The organism is Serratia sp. CY44782 (genome assembly GCF_052168715.1).
Classification (GTDB): domain Bacteria; phylum Pseudomonadota; class Gammaproteobacteria; order Enterobacterales; family Enterobacteriaceae; genus Serratia; species Serratia nevei.
In genome coordinates this window covers 299,355-319,270 of record NZ_JBJNME010000004.1, presented here as the reverse complement: position 1 = coordinate 319,270, position 19,916 = coordinate 299,355, and the positions used below count along the sequence as shown (strand labels likewise).

Annotated in this window: 17 protein-coding genes; 10 read left to right on the top strand and 7 right to left on the bottom strand. The window is 60.8% G+C overall.

Annotated features, from left to right (window positions below; all coding sequences use genetic code 11):
• The first annotated feature begins 164 nt into the window (after window positions 1-164).
• The 6 genes from ACJ8HT_RS09785 to kdpE all read left to right on the top strand — a co-directional run bounded on the left by ACJ8HT_RS09785 (window position 165) and on the right by kdpE (window position 8,102).
• The gene (locus tag ACJ8HT_RS09785) at window positions 165-254 is read left to right on the top strand and encodes a K(+)-transporting ATPase subunit F (protein ID WP_016928742.1); all 90 of its coding nucleotides are present in this window, start codon (window positions 165-167) and stop codon (window positions 252-254) included.
• On the top strand, window positions 254-1,942 hold the full coding sequence (kdpA, locus tag ACJ8HT_RS09780) for a potassium-transporting ATPase subunit KdpA (RefSeq protein WP_038877511.1): 1,689 nt from the start codon (window positions 254-256) through the stop codon (window positions 1,940-1,942). The genes ACJ8HT_RS09785 and kdpA overlap by 1 nt, the downstream gene beginning before the upstream one ends.
• A gap of 26 nt (window positions 1,943-1,968) precedes the next feature.
• Window positions 1,969-4,038, top strand: coding sequence for a potassium-transporting ATPase subunit KdpB (gene kdpB, locus ACJ8HT_RS09775; RefSeq protein ID WP_197652248.1), 2,070 nt, complete (start codon window positions 1,969-1,971; stop codon window positions 4,036-4,038).
• A gap of 18 nt (window positions 4,039-4,056) precedes the next feature.
• Entirely contained in the window at window positions 4,057-4,626 is a 570-nt protein-coding gene (kdpC, locus tag ACJ8HT_RS09770; RefSeq protein ID WP_055311935.1) for a potassium-transporting ATPase subunit KdpC, read from the top strand.
• A 73-nt stretch (window positions 4,627-4,699) separates the two neighbouring features.
• A complete protein-coding gene (kdpD, locus tag ACJ8HT_RS09765; RefSeq protein ID WP_197652249.1) occupies window positions 4,700-7,396 on the top strand; it encodes a two-component system sensor histidine kinase KdpD in 2,697 nt (898 codons plus the stop codon).
• A gap of 16 nt (window positions 7,397-7,412) precedes the next feature.
• Window positions 7,413-8,102 carry a two-component system response regulator KdpE gene (gene kdpE / locus ACJ8HT_RS09760; RefSeq protein ID WP_038877506.1) on the top strand — a complete coding sequence of 230 codons (690 nt, stop codon included), beginning with the start codon at window positions 7,413-7,415 and terminating at the stop codon, window positions 8,100-8,102.
• Window positions 8,103-8,129: 27 nt separating this feature from the next.
• Here the strand turns inward: kdpE and ACJ8HT_RS09755 are convergent, their stop codons facing one another.
• From ACJ8HT_RS09755 to seqA, 4 genes are all read right to left on the bottom strand, one after another.
• Window positions 8,130-8,429, bottom strand: a complete 300-nt coding sequence (locus ACJ8HT_RS09755) for a DUF3861 domain-containing protein (RefSeq protein ID WP_038877504.1) — start codon at window positions 8,427-8,429, stop codon at window positions 8,130-8,132.
• Window positions 8,429-9,070: a PadR family transcriptional regulator gene (locus tag ACJ8HT_RS09750; RefSeq protein WP_197652250.1), complete on the bottom strand. Its 642-nt coding sequence runs from the start codon at window positions 9,068-9,070 to the stop codon at window positions 8,429-8,431. Before ACJ8HT_RS09750 ends, ACJ8HT_RS09755 begins: the two co-directional genes overlap by 1 nt.
• A gap of 192 nt (window positions 9,071-9,262) precedes the next feature.
• Window positions 9,263-10,906: a phosphoglucomutase (alpha-D-glucose-1,6-bisphosphate-dependent) gene (gene pgm, locus ACJ8HT_RS09745; protein WP_197652251.1), complete on the bottom strand. Its 1,644-nt coding sequence runs from the start codon at window positions 10,904-10,906 to the stop codon at window positions 9,263-9,265.
• A 77-nt stretch (window positions 10,907-10,983) separates the two neighbouring features.
• Window positions 10,984-11,526 (bottom strand): replication initiation negative regulator SeqA, encoded by a 543-nt coding sequence (gene seqA / locus ACJ8HT_RS09740; RefSeq protein WP_197652252.1) that lies wholly within the window; start codon window positions 11,524-11,526, stop codon window positions 10,984-10,986.
• 224 nt (window positions 11,527-11,750) lie between these two features.
• Here seqA and ybfF point away from each other — a divergent pair, with 224 nt between their 5' ends.
• The 4 genes from ybfF to fur all read left to right on the top strand — a co-directional run bounded on the left by ybfF (window position 11,751) and on the right by fur (window position 14,648).
• Entirely contained in the window at window positions 11,751-12,524 is a 774-nt protein-coding gene (gene ybfF / locus ACJ8HT_RS09735; protein ID WP_197652253.1) for an esterase, read from the top strand.
• 256 nt (window positions 12,525-12,780) lie between these two features.
• Window positions 12,781-13,068: a LexA regulated protein gene (ybfE, locus tag ACJ8HT_RS09730; RefSeq protein ID WP_004939936.1), complete on the top strand. Its 288-nt coding sequence runs from the start codon at window positions 12,781-12,783 to the stop codon at window positions 13,066-13,068.
• Window positions 13,069-13,332: 264 nt separating this feature from the next.
• A complete protein-coding gene (gene fldA, locus ACJ8HT_RS09725) occupies window positions 13,333-13,872 on the top strand; it encodes a flavodoxin FldA (protein WP_004939938.1) in 540 nt (179 codons plus the stop codon).
• Window positions 13,873-14,201: 329 nt separating this feature from the next.
• Window positions 14,202-14,648, top strand: a complete 447-nt coding sequence (gene fur, locus ACJ8HT_RS09720; protein ID WP_019454058.1) for a ferric iron uptake transcriptional regulator — start codon at window positions 14,202-14,204, stop codon at window positions 14,646-14,648.
• Between the two features lie 245 nt (window positions 14,649-14,893).
• On the opposite strand, the gene ACJ8HT_RS09715 is transcribed toward fur, so the two are convergent.
• Genes ACJ8HT_RS09715 through chiP form a run of 3 tightly spaced genes read right to left on the bottom strand, consistent with a single transcriptional unit; the run spans window position 14,894 to window position 19,341 of the window.
• Window positions 14,894-17,551 (bottom strand): beta-N-acetylhexosaminidase, encoded by a 2,658-nt coding sequence (locus ACJ8HT_RS09715; protein ID WP_060423601.1) that lies wholly within the window; start codon window positions 17,549-17,551, stop codon window positions 14,894-14,896.
• 13 nt (window positions 17,552-17,564) lie between these two features.
• Window positions 17,565-17,891: a ChiQ/YbfN family lipoprotein gene (gene chiQ, locus ACJ8HT_RS09710; protein WP_004939944.1), complete on the bottom strand. Its 327-nt coding sequence runs from the start codon at window positions 17,889-17,891 to the stop codon at window positions 17,565-17,567.
• A gap of 46 nt (window positions 17,892-17,937) precedes the next feature.
• Window positions 17,938-19,341, bottom strand: a complete 1,404-nt coding sequence (gene chiP / locus ACJ8HT_RS09705; RefSeq protein ID WP_038877490.1) for a chitoporin ChiP — start codon at window positions 19,339-19,341, stop codon at window positions 17,938-17,940.
• Window positions 19,342-19,916: the final 575 nt, after the last annotated feature.

Genomic DNA, 19,916 nt, shown 5'->3' with positions numbered 1-19,916 from the left:
AGGGGCAATCTCGCCACCGGCCTGATGGTTGAAGCGCTGAATTTCCGCTGAAATTTCAGCCATTTTTATACTTTTTTTACACCTGCCCGCGCGATTTTTTCATCTTCTTTCTACCCCTCTCCCTACACTGCCTCTATCAAAAACAACACCTCTGGAGGTGTCCCGTGAGTTTCAGCGTTATTGGTGGTGCGCTGTTGGTTCTGCTGCTGTTGGCCTATTTGGTCTACGCCCTGTTTAACGCGGAGGATTTCTGATGGCGGCTTCAGCCTTTTTACTGATCGCCAGCTTCCTGCTGGTGCTTCTGCTGCTGGCCCGGCCGCTGGGCGGCTTTATGGCGCGCCTGATCGAAGGTGAGCCGTTGCCTGCGCTGCGCGGGGTGGAAGCCGGCGTCTGGCGCGCCTGCGGCATCCGCGCCACCGAGATGAACTGGTGGCAGTACGCGCTGGCGATCCTGGCGTTCAACCTGCTCGGCCTGGCGCTGTTGTTCGCCCTGCTGATGACGCAGGGCTCACTGCCGCTCAACCCGCAAGGCTTCCCGGGCCTCTCCTGGGATCTGGCGCTCAACACCGCCGTCAGCTTCGTCACCAACACCAACTGGCAGGCCTACAGCGGCGAAAGCGCCCTCAGCTATTTCAGCCAGATGGCCGGGCTGGCAGTGCAGAACTTCGTCTCCGCCTCCACCGGCATCGCCGTGGCCTTTGCGCTGATCCGCGCCTTTACCCGCCGCGCCGGCAACACCGTCGGCAACGCTTGGGCCGATCTGTTCCGCATCACGCTGTATGTGCTGCTGCCAATCGCGCTGCTGATCGCCCTGTTCTTCGTCAGCCAGGGCACACTGCAAAACTTCCTGCCTTACCTGCACGTCACCACGCTCGAAGGCGCGCAGCAGACGCTGCCCATGGGGCCGGTGGCCTCGCAGGAAGCGATCAAGATGCTCGGCACCAACGGCGGCGGCTTCTTCGGCGCCAACTCGGCGCACCCGTTCGAGAACCCGACCGTGCTGACCAACTTCGTGCAGATGCTGGCCATCTTCCTGATCCCCTGCGCACTGTGCTTCTCCTTCGGCCAGTTGGCCGGTGAAAACCGCCAGGGCCATGCGCTGATCTGGGCAATGGCGCTGATCTTCGTGGTAGCTGTGGTGGTGGTGATGTACGCCGAACTGGCGGGCAACCCGCACCTGAGCGCGCTGGGCGCCGACAGCAACATCAATATGGAAGGCAAAGAGTCGCGCTTCGGCATTCTTGCCACCAGCCTGTTCTCGGTGGTGACCACCGCCGCGTCCTGCGGGGCGGTTAACGCCATGCACGACTCTTTCACCGCGCTGGGTGGCATGGTGCCGATGTGGCTGATGCAGATCGGTGAAGTGGTGTTCGGCGGCGTCGGCTCCGGCCTGTACGGCATGCTGCTGTTCGTGCTGCTGACGGTGTTTATCGCCGGCCTGATGATCGGCCGCACCCCGGAATATCTGGGCAAGAAAATCGACGTTTACGACATGAAGATGACCGCGCTGGCGATCCTGGTCACGCCGACGCTGGTGTTGCTGGGCAGCGCGCTGGCCATCGGCACCGACGCGGGCCGCGCCGGCATCCTCAACCCGGGCGCCCACGGCTTCAGCGAAGTGCTGTACGCCCTGTCCTCCGCCGCCAACAACAACGGCAGCGCCTTCGCCGGGTTGAGCGTCAATACGCCGTTCTACAACCTGCTGTTGGCCTTCGCCATGTTTGTCGGCCGCTTCGGGGTGATCCTGCCGGTGCTGGCGATCGCCGGTTCGCTGAGCGCCAAACAACGCCAACCGGCGGGCAACGGCACCCTGCCGACCTATGGGCCGCTGTTTATCGGCCTGCTGATCGGCACCGTGCTGCTGGTGGGCGCGCTGACCTTCGTGCCGGCGCTGGCGCTGGGCCCGGTGGCCGAGCATTTGCAGCTTTGGTTGGCAAACTAACCGACGTCACAGAGAGAGAATAAGAGATGACTCGCAAACAACGCGCGCTGTTTGAACCGGCCCTGGTGCGTACCGCGCTGATCGATGCGGTGAAAAAACTGGACCCTCGCGTTCAATGGCGCAACCCGGTGATGTTCGTGGTGTATATCGGCAGCATTCTGACCACCGCCATCTGGCTGGCGATCCTCACCGGCCAAACCGACGGTGCCGCCGCCTTTACCGGCAGCGTCTCCCTGTGGCTGTGGTTCACCGTGCTGTTCGCCAACTTCGCGGAAGCGCTGGCCGAAGGGCGCAGCAAGGCCCAGGCGGAAAGCCTGAAGGGCACCAAGAAAACCAGCTGGGCGAAAAAACTGGCCGGCCCGCGCCGCGACGGCACCACGGAGAAAGTGGCCGCCGACAGCCTGCGCAAGGGCGATATCGTGCTGGTGGAAGCCGGCGACACCATCCCGTGCGACGGCGAAGTGCTGGAAGGCGGCGCCTCGGTAGATGAAAGCGCCATCACCGGTGAGTCCGCGCCGGTGATCCGCGAGTCCGGCGGCGACTTTTCCTCGGTCACCGGCGGCACCCGCGTGCTGTCCGACTGGCTGGTGGTGCAGTGCAGCGTCAACCCGGGGGAAACCTTCCTCGATCGCATGATCGCCATGGTGGAAGGCGCCAAACGCCGCAAAACGCCGAACGAGATCGCACTGACTATCCTGCTGGTGGCGCTGACCATCGTGTTCGTCCTGGCCACCGCCACCCTATTCCCGTTCTCGCAATACAGCGTGGAAGCGGCCGGCAGCGGCAGCGTGGTCACCATCACCGTGCTGGTCGCGCTGCTGGTCTGTCTGATCCCCACCACCATCGGTGGCCTGCTGTCCGCCATCGGCGTGGCCGGGATGAGCCGCATGCTCGGCGCCAACGTGATCGCCACCAGCGGCCGCGCGGTGGAAGCCGCCGGCGACGTGGACGTGCTGCTGCTGGATAAAACCGGCACCATCACGCTGGGTAACCGACAGGCTTCGGAGTTCCTGCCGGCGCCGGGCGTGAAAGAGCAAGAGCTGGCGGATGCCGCGCAGCTGGCCTCGCTGGCGGACGAAACGCCGGAAGGCCGCAGCATCGTGGTGTTGGCCAAACAGCGATTCAACCTGCGCGAACGCGATCTGCAGGCGCTGAACGCCACCTTCGTGCCCTTCTCCGCCCAGACCCGCATGAGCGGCGTCAACGTGCAGGAGCGCATGATCCGCAAAGGCGCAGTGGATGCCATTCGCCGTCACGTCGAATCCAATCAGGGGCACTTCCCGCGGGCGGTGGACGATCTGGTGGAAAGCGTGGCGCGCACCGGCGGTACACCACTGGTGGTGGCGGAAGGCGCCCGAGTGCTGGGCGTGGTGGCGCTGAAGGATATCGTCAAGGGCGGCATCAAGGAACGCTTCAATGAGCTGCGCAAGATGGGCATCAAAACGGTGATGATCACCGGCGATAACCCGCTGACCGCGGCGGCGATCGCCGCCGAGGCCGGGGTGGACGACTTCCTGTCGGAAGCCACGCCGGAAGCCAAGCTGGCGCTGATCCGCCAGTACCAGGCGGAAGACCGCCTGGTGGCGATGACCGGCGACGGCACCAACGACGCCCCGGCGCTGGCGCAGGCCGATGTGGCGGTAGCGATGAACTCCGGCACCCAGGCCGCCAAAGAGGCGGGCAACATGGTCGATCTGGATTCCAACCCGACCAAGCTGATCGAAGTGGTGCACATCGGCAAACAGATGCTGATGACGCGCGGCTCGCTGACCACCTTCAGCATCGCCAACGATGTGGCCAAATACTTCGCCATCATTCCGGCGGCCTTCGCGGCCACCTATCCGCAGCTGAACGCGCTGAACGTGATGCATCTGCATTCCCCGGCCTCCGCCATCATGTCGGCGGTGATCTTCAACGCCCTGGTGATCGTGTTCCTGATCCCGCTGGCGCTGAAAGGAGTGAGCTACAAACCGATGAGCGCCGCGGCCCTGCTGCGCCGCAACCTGTGGCTGTACGGGGTCGGCGGCCTGCTGGTGCCGTTCGTCGGCATCAAACTGATCGACCTGATCCTGGTCGCGCTGCACGTCGCCGGTTAACCATTGAGGGAAATGAACATGACTTATTTACGACCTGCGCTGGTGATGCTGATCCTGCTGACGCTGATCACCGGCATCGCCTATCCGCTGCTGACCACCGGGCTGGCGCAGCTGCTGTTTCCGGGTGCGGCCAACGGTTCGCTGCTGTACCGGGGCGACAAGGCGGTCGGCTCCGCGCTGATCGGCCAGAACTTCACGCGCGCCGACTATTTCTGGGGCCGCCCATCGGCCACCGGCGATTCGGCCTATAATCCACTGGCCTCTGCCGGCAGCAACCTGGCGGCCACCAATCCGGCGTTGGATAAGGCTATCGCCGAGCGCGCAGCGCAGCTGCGCCAGGCCAACCCTGCGATGAGCGGCCCGATCCCGGTCGATCTGCTGACCGCCTCCGGCAGCGGGTTGGATCCGCAAATCTCGATCGCCGCCGCACAGTATCAGCTGGCACGGGTCGCGGCGGCACGGCATCTGCCGCCGGAACAGATCGCCAAACTGATCGAAGACAACACCGATCGGGCCACACCCAACTTCATGGGGGAATCGGTGGTGAACGTACTGAAGCTGAACCTGGCGCTGGATGCGTTGAAGTAACGCGCCGTATTCAGCATAGTGATAGGGTTCGGCATGCCGAACCCCTTTTTGCTTGGTAACACAAGGAATTGTCATGGTCGAAGAAGAGCAGCAGCGCCCCGATCCCGATAGCCTGCTGGCGATGGCCAATGAAAAACCGCGCGGCCGATTGAAAGTATTCTTCGGCGCCTGCGCCGGCGTCGGCAAAACCTACGCCATGCTGCAGGAAGCCCAGCGTTTGCGCGCTCAGGGGCTGGACGTGCTGGTCGGCGTGGTGGAAACCCACGGCCGCAGCGAGACCGCCGCCCTGCTCGACGGCCTGACGCTGCTGCCGCAAAAACGCATCCAGCATCGCGGCCGGCTGGTGCATGAATTCGATCTCGACGCCGCGCTGGCGCGCCACCCGGCGCTGGTGTTGATGGATGAACTGGCGCACAGCAACGCTCACGGTTCGCGCCACCCCAAACGCTGGCAGGATGTGGAAGAGCTGCTGGATGCCGGCATCGACGTGCTGACCACCGTCAACGTACAGCATCTGGAAAGCCTGAACGACGTAGTGGGCGGCGTGACCGGCGTGCGGGTGCGTGAAACGGTGCCCGACCACGTATTTGACGAGGCCAGCGAAGTGGTGCTGGTCGATCTGCCGCCGGACGATCTGCGCCGGCGGCTGCACGAAGGCAAAGTGTATATTCCCGGCCAGGCCGAGCGCGCCATCGAGCACTTCTTCCGCAAAGGCAACCTGATCGCCCTGCGCGAGCTGGCGCTGCGCCGCACCGCCGATCGGGTCGATGACCAGATGCGCGAGTTTCGCGACACCCAGGGGCGCGAGAAAGTGTGGCACACCCGCGACAGCATTCTGCTGTGCGTCGGCCACAACAGCGGCAACGAAAAGCTGGTGCGCATCGCCGCCCGGCTGGCGGCGCGGCTCGGCTGCCACTGGCATGCGGTCTATGTGGAAACCCCCAAGCTGCACCGGCTGCCGGAAAACCAGCGCCGCGCCATTCTGCGCGCGCTGCGGCTGGCGCAGGAACTGGGGGCAGAAACCGCCACGCTGGCCGATCCGTCCGAAGAGCGCGCGGTGCTGCGCTATGCCCGCGAGCATAACCTCGGCAAAATCATCATCGGCCGCCGTAGCGAGCAGCGCTGGAAGCTGCGCGGCAGCTTCGCCGATCGCCTCGGCCGGCTGGGCCCGGATCTCGATCTGGTGATCGTGGCGCTGGAGAGCGACACCGCACAACCGCCGCCGGGCAAGGAACACGACGGCCGCAGCTTCAATGATAAATGGCGCATGCAGCTGCGCGGTTGCGTGGTGGCGGTGGCGCTGTGCGCGCTGATTACCCTGCTCTCGCAGTGGCTGCTGCCGGGCTTCGATCAGGCCAACCTGGTGATGGTCTATCTGCTCGGCGTGGCGATCGTCGCGCTGTTCTTCGGCCGCTGGCCGTCGGTGCTGGCGGCGGTGATTAACGTCGCCAGTTTCGATCTGTTCTTCGTCCAGCCCGAATGGTCGTTCGCCGTCAGCGACATGCAGTACCTGTTGACCTTCGGCGTGATGCTCGCCGTCGGCATCATCATCGGCAACCTGACCGCCGGGGTGCGTTATCAGGCCCGGGTGGCGCGCTACCGCGAGCAGCGGGCGCGCCACCTGTACGAAATGTCGCGCGGGCTGAGCCGCGCGCTGACCGTGGCCGACATCGCCAACACCAGCCGCCACTTCCTCTCCAGCAGTTTCCAGGCGAAAACCGTGCTGCTGCTGCCGCAGGAAGACGGCCGCCTGCAACAGATGGTCGGCGAGGAAGGCGGGCTGCTGTCGGTAGACGAGGCCATCGCGCGCTGGAGCTTCGACAAAGGCCTGCCGGCCGGCGCCGGCACCGACACCCTGCCCGGCGTGCCTTACCAGCTGCTGCCGCTCAATACCCCCAAACAGACCTTCGGCCTGCTGGCGATCGAGCCCAACAACCTGCGCCAGCTGATGGTGCCGGAACAGCAGCGGCTGTTGCAGACCTTCGCGGTGCTGATCGCCAGCGCGCTGGAGCGGCTGCACCTGGCGCGCAGCGCCGAAGAAGCCAAACTGGACACCGAGCGCGAACAGCTGCGCAACTCGTTGTTGGCGGCGCTGTCGCACGATCTGCGCACGCCGCTGACCGTGCTGTTCGGCCAGGCGGAAATTCTCACGCTGGATCTGGCGGCCGAAGGTTCCAATCACGCCACCCAGGCCAGCCAGATCCGCCAGCAGGTGCTGAGCACCACCCGGCTGGTGAACAACCTGCTGGATATGGCGCGCATCCAGTCCGGCGGTTTCAGCCTGCGCAAAGAGTGGCAGTCGCTGGAAGAGATCGTCGGCGCCTCGCTGCACATGCTGGAGCCGCTGCTCAGCCAGCATCCTATCGTGGTCGAGCTGCCGCCGGAACAGATCCTGGTGAACTGCGACGGCAGCCTGCTGGAGCGGGTGTTCACCAACCTGTTGGAAAACGCCAATAAATACGCCGGCGCCGAGGCCACCATCGGCATTCGCGCACGCACGCTGCCCGAGTGGCTGGAAGTCGAGGTCTGGGATAACGGCCCCGGCATCCCCGCCGATCAGCTGCAGCTGATTTTCGACAAGTTTTCACGCGGCAATAAAGAGTCGGCGATCCCCGGCGTCGGCTTGGGGTTAGCGATTTGCCGTGCCATTATTGAAGTGCATGATGGCCGCATCTGGGCGGAAAACGGCGCCAACGGCGGCGCCAGCTTCCGCTTCGTGCTGCCGCTGGAAAAACCGCCCGAGATCGACGGCGACGCCTTCGATCTGTAATCAACGCAGGGGAAACGTGAGCATAACGCCAACCAACATTCTGATTGTTGAAGATGAAAAAGAGATCCGCCGCTTCGTGCGCACCGCACTGGAGAGCGAAGGCCTGCGGGTATTTGAAAGTGAAACGCTGCAGCGTGGGTTGATTGAAGCCGGCACGCGCAAACCGGATCTGATCATTCTTGATTTGGGCTTGCCGGACGGCGACGGGCTGAGCTACATCCGCGATCTGCGGCAGTGGAGCGCCATTCCGGTGATCGTGCTGTCGGCGCGCAACGCCGAAGAGGACAAAATCGCCGCGCTGGACGCCGGCGCCGACGACTACCTCAGCAAACCGTTCGGCATCGGCGAGCTGCTGGCGCGGGTGCGGGTCGCGCTGCGTCGCCACTCCGCCAGCCAACAGGAAAGCCCGCTGATAAGCTTTTCGGAAATCACCGTCGATCTGGTGAATCGCCGGGTACTGCGCAACGACGAAGATCTGCATCTGACGCCGATCGAGTTTCGCCTGTTGGCGGAGCTGCTGGCCAACGCCGGCAAAGTGATCACCCAACGCCAGCTGTTGAGCCACGTCTGGGGACCGAACTACGTGGAGCACAGCCACTATCTGCGCATCTACATGGGCCACCTGCGGCAGAAGCTCGAAGCCGATCCGGCCCGGCCCAAACACCTGCTGACCGAAACCGGCGTCGGCTATCGCTTCATGCCTTAACCCCGGCGGGCGCGGTTTGCCGCGCCTTTACGCCGCCGGCCCCTTCTTCAATCCGACCATAAATTCTTTAAACGCATCGCGCAGCGGAGCGAACACCGGGTGTTTGCGGTTTTCGATCATCACTTCGGAGAACAGCTTCAAGCCTACGGCGAAGGCCGCGCTCTGCTCGGGGCCGAAGTTCAGATCGTCACGCGCCCGGATGCGCTCGACGATATCGAGAATATCGTCGTGGTTGGTCACTTCAAAACTCAGCGGCGCTTTCTCGACGGGATTGCCCTGGCGATCGCTCAGGGCTTCAACGGTAATAGTAAAACGGTGGCCGGGCATCAGTTCTTCTCCTGCTGCGTGGGTTGAATATGCATTTCGCTTTCGATTGCCGCCACGGCGGTCAGCAACACGGCGTTAATGCGCTCCACCTGCTGCGGCGTGAGATCGGCGCGCATCACGTTGCCGCGCAGCAGGCTGCGCAGGCGGTTCATGGCGTCGTAGATGCCTTCCGCCAGATTGCCGTGCCGATGATGCTCGCGGCCAGCGCCCGCCAGGCGCGCCAGAATGACGTCAACTACCTGTTGATGCTTTTGCAGCTCGCCCTCGCCCGCGGCAGTGATGCGGTAGCTTTTGCGGCCGTTGCCGGTGGTGAGCGGCTCAAGGAAATCCTGCTCTTCCAGCAGCGTCAGCGTGGGGTAAATCACCCCCGGGCTCGGCACGTACAGGCCGGATGAAGCTTCCTCAATCGCCTTGATCAGCTCATAGCCGTGGCTGGGCTTGCGCGCCACCAGCGCCAGCAGTACCAGACGCAGATCGCCGTGCTCGAACAGACGGTGACGCCCGCCCCGGCCGCCGCGCCCACCCCTGCCGTGCTCTTCGCCTTCGCCGCCGAAGTGATGGCGCCCACCGCGATGACGGCGACCCTCTTCGCATTCATGATGGTGGTGGTGATGCCGGTGTAAACCTAATCGATGAAACATAGGGTGATACCTCGCTTTAACAGTGAACATCAATACGAGGTTGTTTAGATATATCTAAACAGCGTCGATAACGCTAATCTAGATCGATATATCTAAATGCGCAAGCGTGCGCCGATAAAAAGATATATCTAAATTGCAGACATAAAAAAAGCGCTGTAAAAACAGCGCTTATTATCAATCAAGAAAAGCGATTTACTTGGCAGAAGCCAGCACTTCGCTGACGATCTCGACCGCTTCGTGCTCAATCTTCTCGCGGTGTTCCGCTCCGAGGAAGCTCTCGCAGTAGATCTTGTAAGCCTCTTCGGTACCGGAAGGACGGGCCGCGAACCAGCCGTTGTCGGTCATCACTTTCAGGCCGCCGATCGACGCGCCGTTGCCCGGTGCCGCGGTCAGACGTGCGGTGATCGGGTCGCCCGCCAGGGTATTGGCCTTGACCATCTCCGGCGACAGCTTGGACAACGCCGCTTTTTGCGCCGCAGTTGCCGGTGCCTGGATGCGGTTGTAGCTTGGCGCACCGAAGCGTTTGGCCAGATCGTCATAGTGATGCTGCGGGTTTTCACCGGTTACCGCGGTGATTTCAGCCGCCAGCAGACACATGATGATACCGTCTTTGTCCGTCGACCACGGTTTGCCGTTGAAGCGCAGGAACGAGGCCCCGGCGCTCTCTTCGCCGCCGAAGCCCAGGCTGCCGTCGAACAGGCCGTCCACGAACCACTTGAAGCCGACCGGCACTTCCACCAGCTTGCGGCCCAGGTCGGCCACCACGCGGTCGATCATCGCGCTGGACACCAGCGTTTTACCGACTGCGACATCAGCGCCCCACTGCGGGCGATGCTGGAACAGGTAGTTGATGGCTACCACCAGATAATGGTTCGGGTTCATCAGGCCCTTCGGCGTGACGATGCCGTGGCGGTCGTAATCCGGATCGTTGGCGAACGCCAGATCGAATTTGTCGCGCAGCGCCAGCAGGCCGGCCATCGCCGACTCGGACGAACAGTCCATGCGGATGATGCCGTCGTGGTCCAGGTGCATAAAGCGGAAGGTCTGATCGATGGAATCGTTCACCAGCGTCAGATCCAGCTTGTAGTGCTCCGCCACGCGCTGCCAATAGGCGATGCCGGAACCGCCAAGCGGATCCACGCCCAGTTTCAGGCCGGCGCGTTGGATGGCCGGCATGTCGACCACCTCAACCAGACCTTCGACATAAGGCTGCACCAGGTCTTTGGCGTGCAGGTGGCCGCTGTTCCAGGCCTTGTCCAGCGACTGGCGCTGAACGCCTTTCAACTGTTGCGCCAGCAGTTCGTTGGCGCGCTTTTCGATCACCGACGTCAGGTTGGTATCGGCCGGGCCGCCGTTCGGCGGGTTGTACTTGATGCCGCCGTCTTCCGGTGGGTTATGGGACGGCGTAATGACGATGCCGTCGGCCTGCGCGCCGCCGCGGCGGTTGTGGCACAGAATGGCGTGCGATACCGCCGGCGTTGGCGTGAAGCCGTTGTTTTCCTGCACGATCACATCGACGCCGTTGGCGGTCAGCACTTCCAGCACGGAAATGAAGGCCGGCTCGGACAGCGCATGGGTGTCTTTGCCCACGTAGCACGGGCCGGTGGTGCCCTGCTGATGACGAACTTCGGCGATCGCCTGAGCGATGGCGAGGATGTGCGCTTCGTTGAAGCTGTGGCGCTGCGCGCTGCCGCGGTGGCCGGAGGTGCCAAACTTCACCGCATGTGCGGGATTGCCGGCTTCCGGTTGCAACACATAGTACTGCGACGTCAGCTGGGCTACGTTGATCAGATCGCTTTGGCGGGCGGGCTGCCCGGCACGTGGATTATTCGCCATCGACATATCTCCCTCATCCCTGTCGGTGACCGGGCAAATACGTCGCGCACGGCCATCGTGACGGGCTGTTCGCTAAATTAGACGGTACCGCAAACTTTCTCGATCAGTTCCGTCGGGAACTGCATGGCCTGCATGATGTGTTCGATCATGCTGCGTTTGCGGCCGGTATTGGTATTGGTGATCACCCAGTAAGGGGTGCCTGGTACATGCTTCGGCTTGGTGTGCGTGCCGTTGGCCAGCAGGGTCTGCTGATCGCCGGCGAAATAGGTGCGGGTACGGCCGGTCAACGCCTCGGTAGCGGCGGCGAAACCGGCGGCATCGAGGGTATACAGCGTGGACAGCACCAGCATGAAACGGTTGACCGCTTTGTTCTGCTCGGCATATTCATCCGACAACAGCAGCTCGCGCATGGCGCGCACGCGATCGCGCGGACGCTGCGCCGGCGCCGTTTTTTCCAGCTCGACGGACTGCGGCACACTGGCGGCAGGCAACGCGCGCACCGGTTGCCCGGCGGTGAATTTCAACATGCGGCGTAAAATATCGGACGCGCTTTCACCGATGTGTTGCGTGTGGCTGGCAATATAACGGTAAAGCTCTTCGTCGACTTCAATAGTTTTCATCTTTATCCAATACTGTTTTTTCTACTTAGAACCTGAAGCCAGATCCTGCATTCAAGCCATGGGATTATAAGGTTAAAAGCGCTGGGGCGAACACAACAATGTGCCTCCGGACGGAAAATGCAGACTAATACCTATAGCCGGCACTGCCAAGCCCGCGCCGCGAAAATTCCGCATGATTCATCGTGCGATTCAATCATGATACCCTAATCTGAATCTCTCTCAGTATGAACTTCGCCATGAAATTACATTATCAACTGCTGGCCGCCGAGTCAGACGCGCTGCCGGTGCTGCTGATCCACGGGCTGTTCGGCAATCTGGACAACCTGGGCGTGCTGGCGCGCGATCTGCATAAACAGCACACGGTGATCAAGGTCGATCTGCGCAACCACGGCCTCTCCCCGCGCGCCGACGACATGAACTACCCCGCCATGGCGCAGGATCTGCTGGCGCTGCTCGACGAACTGCAGCTGGAGAAAGCGATCGTCATCGGCCATTCGATGGGCGGCAAAGCGGCGATGGCGCTGACCGCCATCGCGCCCGAGCGCGTCGCCAGGCTGATCGTCATCGACGTCGCGCCGGTGGATTACCAGACCCGCCGCCACGACGAGATCTTCGCCGCGCTGAAGGCAGTCAGCGCCGCCGGTATCACCCAGCGCCAGGCGGCCGCCCAGCTGATGCGCGACTACCTGCAGGAAGAAGGCGTGATCCAGTTCCTGCTGAAGTCCTTCCACAACGGCGAATGGCGCTTCAACCTGCCGGTGCTGATCGAACGCTACAAAGACATCACCGGCTGGCAGGATGTGCCGGCCTGGCCGCACCCGACCCTATTCATTCGCGGCGGCCTGTCGCCGTACGTGCAGGACAGCTACCGTGCGGACATCGCGCGCCAGTTCCCGCAGGCCCGCGCACACGTCGTCGCCGGCACCGGCCATTGGGTGCACGCCGAAAAACCGGAAGCGGTGCTGCGCGCCATCCACCGTTTCCTCGACGAAGCCTGAAAAGCGCGCTCATCTGGCGAAAAAACGCGCTAAAGATAACGGCTTAGCGCGTTTAGCCCGCAGTTAGGCATTGTCGCCGCTCCATCTGCTGGGGTAATATGGCGCGCTATAATTTTGCCGCCGCGCCAGCGCGTTCGCGAACGCCGGTTCGGGGGTGAATTTGGGTTAGGGTTTATTGGCCCGAAGTGTGTTAACCGATGCCTCCGGAAGCGTGCGAGCGCTTTTTGATGCAAACTCCCTTGCAGTACCGCTACCTATGGCAAAAGAACAAACGGATCGCACGACGCTGGATCTGTTCGCAGATGAACGCCGTCCGGGGCGCCCGAAAACCAACCCGCTTTCCCGCGATGAACAGCTTAGAATCAATAAGCGCAATCAGTTACGGCGCGATAAAGTGCGTGGATTGCGGCGCGTAGAGCTGAAAATCAACGCGGATGCGGTGGACGCCCTGAACAAACTGGCGGAACAGCGCAACATCAGCCGCAGCGAACTCATCGAGCAGATGCTGTTGGCACAACTGGCGGAAGAACAGCCGGAACATTGATCTCTTCGGCCGCACGCGCGGCGCGGCGTTAAGGACAACGCCGGATCGACCACGCTTTTCTTCATTCTCCGGCATCGCATAAATGCGATAAAACCCCGGCGCCACTTTCTGGCATGATACGCATTTACCGGTAAGAGACTGCGCCTGTCGGCGCCCGCCCCGGAGGCGAAAGGCTCTTGCCATGGCATCATTTTAATCGGCGTCAGCGGCGGCAGTGCCGGCGTCGAGTAATGCAATTACTTGAATTTAAAGGTTATACGCGATATGGCTACTGTAGGCATTTTCTTTGGCAGCGACACTGGCAATACCGAAAACATTGCCAAAATGATCCAGAAAATTCTCCAGAAACAGTTTGGCGACGACGTCTCTGAAGTGCATGACATCGCTAAAAGCAGCAAAGAAGACCTGGAAGGGTTCGATATCCTGCTGCTGGGTATCCCGACCTGGTACTACGGTGAAGCGCAGTGTGACTGGGATGATTTCTTCCCGACGCTGGAAGAAGTCGACTTCAACGGCAAACTGGTGGCGCTGTTCGGCTGCGGCGATCAGGAAGACTACGCGGAATACTTCTGTGACGCGATGGGCACCATCCGCGACATTATCGAACCGCGCGGCGCGGCCATCGTGGGCCACTGGCCGACCAAAGGCTACCACTTCGAGGCCTCCAAAGGCCTGGCGGACGACAACCACTTCATCGGTCTGGCGATCGACGAAGACCGTCAGCCTGAGCTGACCAACGAGCGCGTGGACGCCTGGGTCAAACAAATCGTCGAAGAGCTGAGCCTGGCCGATATCGTCGGCTAAGCCCCGGCACTGGCGAAAGGTTGAACAAAGGCCCTGTAAAGTGCATAGTGTGCCCACAGGGCCGTCATCGGCAGCAGGGATTGCTGCGATAGAAGCTACAGATTTGTAACTTCCCACCCCGTCACGGTAGACTGAGATATCGGTTTATCCCATCCATCAAGGCGTTGCATGCAAAACATGCAATAGTGCAATTATATCTTTGTTAACAACCGGCGGTTTCCATTTAGTACAACCGGTTCTATAATGAGACGCATTAACTCTTTGTGCCGACCGATGCCACAGGCGAGTACGCCTCAACTTGATTAGCATAGTAACAGGACTGAATTCGCATGACCGACAACAACATCGCATTGAAGAAGGCCGGCTTAAAAGTCACGCTTCCGCGACTCAAAATCCTGGAAGTACTGCAAAATCCGGAATGCCATCACGTCAGTGCGGAAGATTTGTACAAAAAACTGATTGATATGGGCGAAGAGATCGGGCTGGCAACGGTTTATCGCGTACTGAACCAGTTTGACGATGCGGGCATTGTGACACGTCACAATTTCGAAGGCGGCAAGTCCGTGTTCGAGCTGACCCAACAGCATCACCACGATCACCTGATTTGCCTGGACTGCGGCAAAGTGATCGAATTCAGCGACGAATCCATCGAAGTGCGCCAGCGTGACATCGCCAAGCAGCACGGCATCAAGCTCACCAACCACAGCCTGTACCTGTACGGCCACTGTGAAACCGGTGACTGTCGCGAAGACGAAACGCTGCACGACAAGAAATAAGCCTGACCGGCTATGAAAAACCGCCTCACGCCGAGGCGGTTTTTTTATGCCCGCCGTGCAACGGGCAAAAAAATCCCCGGACAAGCCGGGGGAAAATCATGTCATGAAATATCACAATTGCAGCGGCACTGCTACTCCACGTACTACTCTCACTACAACGTCCGCCCTACGCCGACACGCGCGGGCGAACGCATTCCCCCTTCGTTATACGGCCGCCGCCAGAGCAGCAGGCCGTTGCACCGGGCTTAGACCTTCTCGGCACGGCTGTAGCGCTTGCCGTCCGGGCTAACCGAACGCACCTGCACCTCACCGGACACCGCAGGCTTGGCCTTGGCGTCATAGCGCTGCCACTGCTTGCCGCCGTCGGTGGAGTACTCGATGCCCAATCCCGGCAGCGCGATATTCGCCTCCAGCTTGCCGCCCGCTACGCGTGCGCCCGGCACCGGCAGACGGTAAGCGACGCCACCTTTGTCCAGCTTGGCCAGTTCACGCTGCCCCAGGATATTGGCGAAGCGCAGCCAGTCTTTCTCCAGCGTCTTGGTATCGACAAAGTGGGTTTCCCCGCCTTTGTATTCGCGGCCGGCGCGATAGTCCTGCTCCCAACCGGCGCGGTGCCAGGCGCGTTCAGCCACCGACAGCGCGCGTGGGAAAATCATGTATTCCATCTGCGGATCGGTGCGCTGGGTTTCGCTCCACAGCTGAGCGGACAGCCCGTAGGCGCCCGGCCACGGCTTGTCGCTCTTGGCGTTGAAGTGGTTGCCGTCGCGGTCGACCGAAGTTTCCGCGTTCTGCGGCATGTTATCCGGCGCGAAGCTGAACACCTTACGCTCGTCGCTGAAGCGGGTGCCCCAGTAGTAACCGCGCTCGTCCGGGTTCACCTCGTAAGGGAAGTCCATGTAGACGTAGTCCGGGTTTGAAACCACCACTTCATACCCTTTGTTGGCCCAGTCGTTGACGCTATCGAAACCGCCCCAGTACAGGGTATCCCAGAAGTTGACGCCCACGCGCGAGGTGGCGAACGCCTTCGCGTTCTCGGCGTCTTTCAGGCCATCCTGCCAGGCCTGCATTCTGTCGATGCCGTGCGCCTTCACCAGCTTGCTGACCTCTTGGCCGAAGTAGCTCGGCAGATGCTCCATGTCGGCCACCTTGCCTTCTTTGATCATCGTCTGACACACCTGCGACTTGGCCCACGGCTTGTCTTCGTTGCTCTGATCGATGATGCCTTTGCCCGGCTCCGGTTTCGCCTTGTCGGTGTAGCCGGCGCCCAGGCGGATGTTTTTCGCTTCGTCGCCGCCGAAGTGCCAGGTCTTGATCGGCTGGCCGGCCTCTTTATGCATCTGGGCGATCTCGCCGATCACCTTGTCGACAAAGCGCTGGGAAGAGTCCAGGCACGGGTTCAGGTAGCTCTGGCGGTTAAAGAACTGCACGGAGGTGGTGTTGGAGGTATCGGTCGGATCCACCAGGCGGAATTCGTTGGCCTCCTGCTCTTTTCCGGCGGCATGCAGCTTTTTATAGCGCGCTTCCATCGAGACCACCGCGGCGCGGGCGTGTGCCGGCATGTCGATCTCCGGGATCACCTCAATCTGGCGCGCCTGGGCGTATTTGATGATGTCGATATAGTCCTGACGGCTGAAGAAGCCGCCGTAGACGTCCGGCCCCTGGCCGTACTGCGGCAGCAGGCAGGTGGTTTCGCTCAGATCGTGGCAGCGCTGGCCGCCGACCTCAGTCAGCTCAGGCAAACCGGGGATCTCGATACGCCAGCCTTCGTCATCGCTCAGGTGGAAGTGGAATTTGTTGAGCTTGTAGGCCGCCATCTGATCCAGCAGGCGCAGCACCGCGTCCTTCTTATGGAAGTTGCGCGCTACGTCGAGGAAAATGCCGCGATACTGGAAGCGCGGCGCATCGCTGGCATCCAGCGTGGCAATCTTGCCGCTGCCGTCGCTCGGCACTAACGACAGGATCGACTGCAGCCCGTAGAACACCCCGGCCTGATCGAAGCCGATCACCCGCGCCTCTTTCTTGCCGATTTTCAGCTCATAGGCGCCCGGCACCGCCATCGCGCCTTTAAACTTGCCCGGCTGGATGTCGGTTTTGATCGGGTAACCGTTGGCCTGAACCGGCACGCCCAGCAGCGCGAAGCGCTGGTTGACGACGTCCGCCGCCGGCTTGACCAGCGTGCTCAGATCCGGCGATACCCCTTTGCGCAAATCGACGTCCTGCGCGTGAACCTTCACCTGCATCGGCGTCGGCACGATCTGGCCGCGCAGCGCGCCGGCAGGCAGCGTCTGCAGATCGGCATTGCTGACAAAGCGCGAAGCCGGCGTCATCAGAATGTTTTTGTCGTCCTTGGTGCGCTTCCACTGGTCGCCGGTGAACGGCGCCACGAACTGGTCCAGGTTTTCGGTATCGGTATTCGCCAGCATTTTCGGCTTGGCGTCGCCGGACGTGGCATACCAGCGCGGCAGGAAGTCGTTTCTGAACAGCTGCCAGTATTCGGCGACCACCGGGATTTCCACCGCCTTACCGGCCGGGAAGCCGCTGAATTTGGCGGTCGGCTCCAGCTTGTACAGATCGCCGGTGAGGTGAGCAATCTTGAACTGGTCGTTGTCTACTCGCAGGGTCTGGCGCGGGCTGTGGAAATAGATGACCCAGTCTTTGCCGTCGATCGCCTGGCCGTCGTTGCTGAGGGTGAACAACACCCGGTTGCATGAGGCCCAGTCGGCGCCCAGCGCCGCGCAATCCACGCCGTTTTCGCCGGCGCGGTTATCCAGCATTTTCACGTTCAGCTTCAGCTGGCTCAGCTGATCCACCAGCTGTTGATCGGCCATGGCGTTTCCCATGCCGCCCAGAAATCCCATCGTTGCCGTCAACGCGGCTAATGCGCTCAGTTTGAATGCGTTCATGTTCTTGTCCTTCTTAATTATTGTTATCGCGAATTTCTTGCCACAGCTTGCCGCACTTGGCGTCGTAAGCCTGACCGTTACCGCTGTGCACCGCCATAATGCAGTTCTGATAATCCATCACCCGCACCGTTTCCTGCGCGGCGAACTGCTGGTGCTGCTTCTCTTGTTTCAGCACGTTCAGCACCGCCTTACAGGGCTGCAGACGCTCCGGCGAACCTTCGGCGGTGTTGATGCAGGCGCTGTAAGCCTGCTTCAATTTGGCGTCTTCCGGCGGTGCGGCGGGTTGCGCACAGGCGCTCAAGGCCGCGGCGGCCGCCAACATCAGCATGATTTTTTTCATCGTTGAATTCCCTTAACTGCCCCCGGCGGCGAGGCCGGGGAACGCATCAGAAGATGGTGAATGGCGCGATGACCATGAACTTGACGTCTTTCTCGTCCTGGAAGATGTTGCCGTAACCGCCGCCCCAGCTCGGGATGTTGGTGTGGTTGTCATACTGGGTGTAGTGCAGCTTGATCAGGGTGCCCTTGGCGCGCCCTTCCTGGATGGTGTACATCGCATCCAGGCTCCAGGCGCTCTCTTTCAGGCGCTGGCTCTGATCGTAGATTGGGTTGGTGCTCGGCTTGGCGTCCCAGGCGTAAACGTAGGAGCCGCCGACCGCCATGCCCGGCAGGTTCCAGTTGCTGAGGTCATACATCACGCCGGCGTACACCGCTTTCTCACCGTTGGCGTTAAAGTCGGAGCGGTTATCCCACCACACGTCCAGACGACCGTTGGATGAGGCGTAGGTCGGGGTCATGCGCTGCAGGAAGAAGCCCTGGTTGCCTTCCGCCTTGACCATGGTGCCTTCCAGACGCCAGTTGAACTGCCCGGTGGTGTAACCAAAGGTCAGCGCCTGCAGCCAGGCCAGGCCGTCGTAGATGCTGTTCGGATCGTTCTTGTCGCTGATGCGGTCTTCCGCACCGTAGAACTGGTAACTGGTGGTCAGCGGGTTGCCGAGCACATCGAATTTGTAAGACGCCTTGGTGAAGTATTGATTCACATAACCCTGCGCCTGACCGAAGGCGGCTTCCAGCACCAGATCGTTTTTGAAATCGTACTTGGCGCCCAGCGAGTGCAGGTAGGAGACGCGCGTTTTCTTATCGTTCTGGCGGAAGTCGTCCATCTCGATATGCCACGGCGCCTTGTATTTGTCGGTCCACATGTAGGAGAAGCTCAACGCACCGGCGTCGCCGTAGTCGAACTTGGCGCCGGCTTCGGCCCCCTGATAGGTGCCCGGCATAAAGCTCCAGTGCGGCGCCAGCAGGGTTTGGCCGCTCGGCTGAATATAGCCGGCGCGCGCCCAGACCGGGCCGTATTTGAATTTGGCGGCGGCTTTGTACAGGCTGACGCCGCCTTTGTCACCGGAATAGTCTTCGTCGTAGGTACGGTTTTTCGAGGAGAACGCGATCTCGTTCGGGTGGCCGCTGGCGCTGGATTCCGCCAGCTCGATGGCGGTAAAGGCACCGACGTCCAGACCGAACATGTCCCAGGCGTAGCCCGAAGCGAAATCCAGGCTCAGGTTGGCGGTGGAGTGCGACAGGTTGGTGGTGTATTGGTTGTAATCCTTGCTGTCCGGATTAAGATCTTTACGGTCGCGCTCACGTTGCCAGTAATAAATGCCGCCGGTCAGCGTGGAATCATCGATAAACCCTGCGGCTTTCGCCTCAGGCGCCATGGCAAACCCTGTTCCCAACAGCGCGCCCGCAACTGCGAGCGCCAGCGTTTTACGCTGAGCACCGTGCGTACCCATATTGAAATTCCTCTTTGACTTAACTTAAAAGTTGCAGCCGCCTGTGTTCACCACTGCCCTGCACGACTGCCAATAAAAAACCCGAACGGGTAAAAAATATTGCCGACGAGATGTTATTCCCACAGCACTAATTGCTACAGACAGACTATTTTTCGCGACGCGAATTATCAAATGAAAAATGAGGGAGATTTGTCAAAGTATGACAAGGAGCACATATCAGTGAGAATTTGTTACGCTGGTGATCATAGAGGGTGTCGAATAAAAAATTCAATTAAATCAGAATAAATTGAGATACAAGGTCAACCAGAGACGATTAATGGTTTCAGCCTGGCTAAATTCGTCAGTCAGACGATAAAAATTGAGAGCGCTCTCCAAATGAAATTAATTCGCATCACGAATATATAAGAAAAAATGAAGACTAATAGGACCAATATAAGAGAACTAATGGGTTAATGCATCGCCATTAATTAAACGCACCCCGGATAAAATGAGAGAGGAATAGATCGCGAGCTGAGCGCAGGCATAAAAAAGCGCGGCTTAAAGCCGCGCTAATTCATTAATTTTCGAGGCGAATA

What these genes read in the sequence shown, in the direction of transcription:
- kdpA (WP_038877511.1), top strand. Translation starts at nt 254, where the DNA reads ATGGCGGCTTCAGCCTTTTTACTGATCGCCAGCTTCCTGCTGGTGCTT.
- kdpB (WP_197652248.1), top strand. Translation starts at nt 1,969, where the DNA reads ATGACTCGCAAACAACGCGCGCTGTTTGAACCGGCCCTGGTGCGTACC.
- kdpC (WP_055311935.1), top strand. Translation starts at nt 4,057, where the DNA reads ATGACTTATTTACGACCTGCGCTGGTGATGCTGATCCTGCTGACGCTG.
- kdpD (WP_197652249.1), top strand. Translation starts at nt 4,700, where the DNA reads ATGGTCGAAGAAGAGCAGCAGCGCCCCGATCCCGATAGCCTGCTGGCG.
- ACJ8HT_RS09755 (WP_038877504.1), bottom strand. Translation starts at nt 8,429, where the DNA reads ATGCCCGGCCACCGTTTTACTATTACCGTTGAAGCCCTGAGCGATCGC.
- ACJ8HT_RS09750 (WP_197652250.1), bottom strand. Translation starts at nt 9,070, where the DNA reads ATGTTTCATCGATTAGGTTTACACCGGCATCACCACCACCATCATGAA.
- pgm (WP_197652251.1), bottom strand. Translation starts at nt 10,906, where the DNA reads ATGGCGAATAATCCACGTGCCGGGCAGCCCGCCCGCCAAAGCGATCTG.
- seqA (WP_197652252.1), bottom strand. Translation starts at nt 11,526, where the DNA reads ATGAAAACTATTGAAGTCGACGAAGAGCTTTACCGTTATATTGCCAGC.
- ybfF (WP_197652253.1), top strand. Translation starts at nt 11,751, where the DNA reads ATGAACTTCGCCATGAAATTACATTATCAACTGCTGGCCGCCGAGTCA.
- ybfE (WP_004939936.1), top strand. Translation starts at nt 12,781, where the DNA reads ATGGCAAAAGAACAAACGGATCGCACGACGCTGGATCTGTTCGCAGAT.
- fldA (WP_004939938.1), top strand. Translation starts at nt 13,333, where the DNA reads ATGGCTACTGTAGGCATTTTCTTTGGCAGCGACACTGGCAATACCGAA.
- fur (WP_019454058.1), top strand. Translation starts at nt 14,202, where the DNA reads ATGACCGACAACAACATCGCATTGAAGAAGGCCGGCTTAAAAGTCACG.
- ACJ8HT_RS09715 (WP_060423601.1), bottom strand. Translation starts at nt 17,551, where the DNA reads ATGAACGCATTCAAACTGAGCGCATTAGCCGCGTTGACGGCAACGATG.
- chiQ (WP_004939944.1), bottom strand. Translation starts at nt 17,891, where the DNA reads ATGAAAAAAATCATGCTGATGTTGGCGGCCGCCGCGGCCTTGAGCGCC.
- chiP (WP_038877490.1), bottom strand. Translation starts at nt 19,341, where the DNA reads ATGGGTACGCACGGTGCTCAGCGTAAAACGCTGGCGCTCGCAGTTGCG.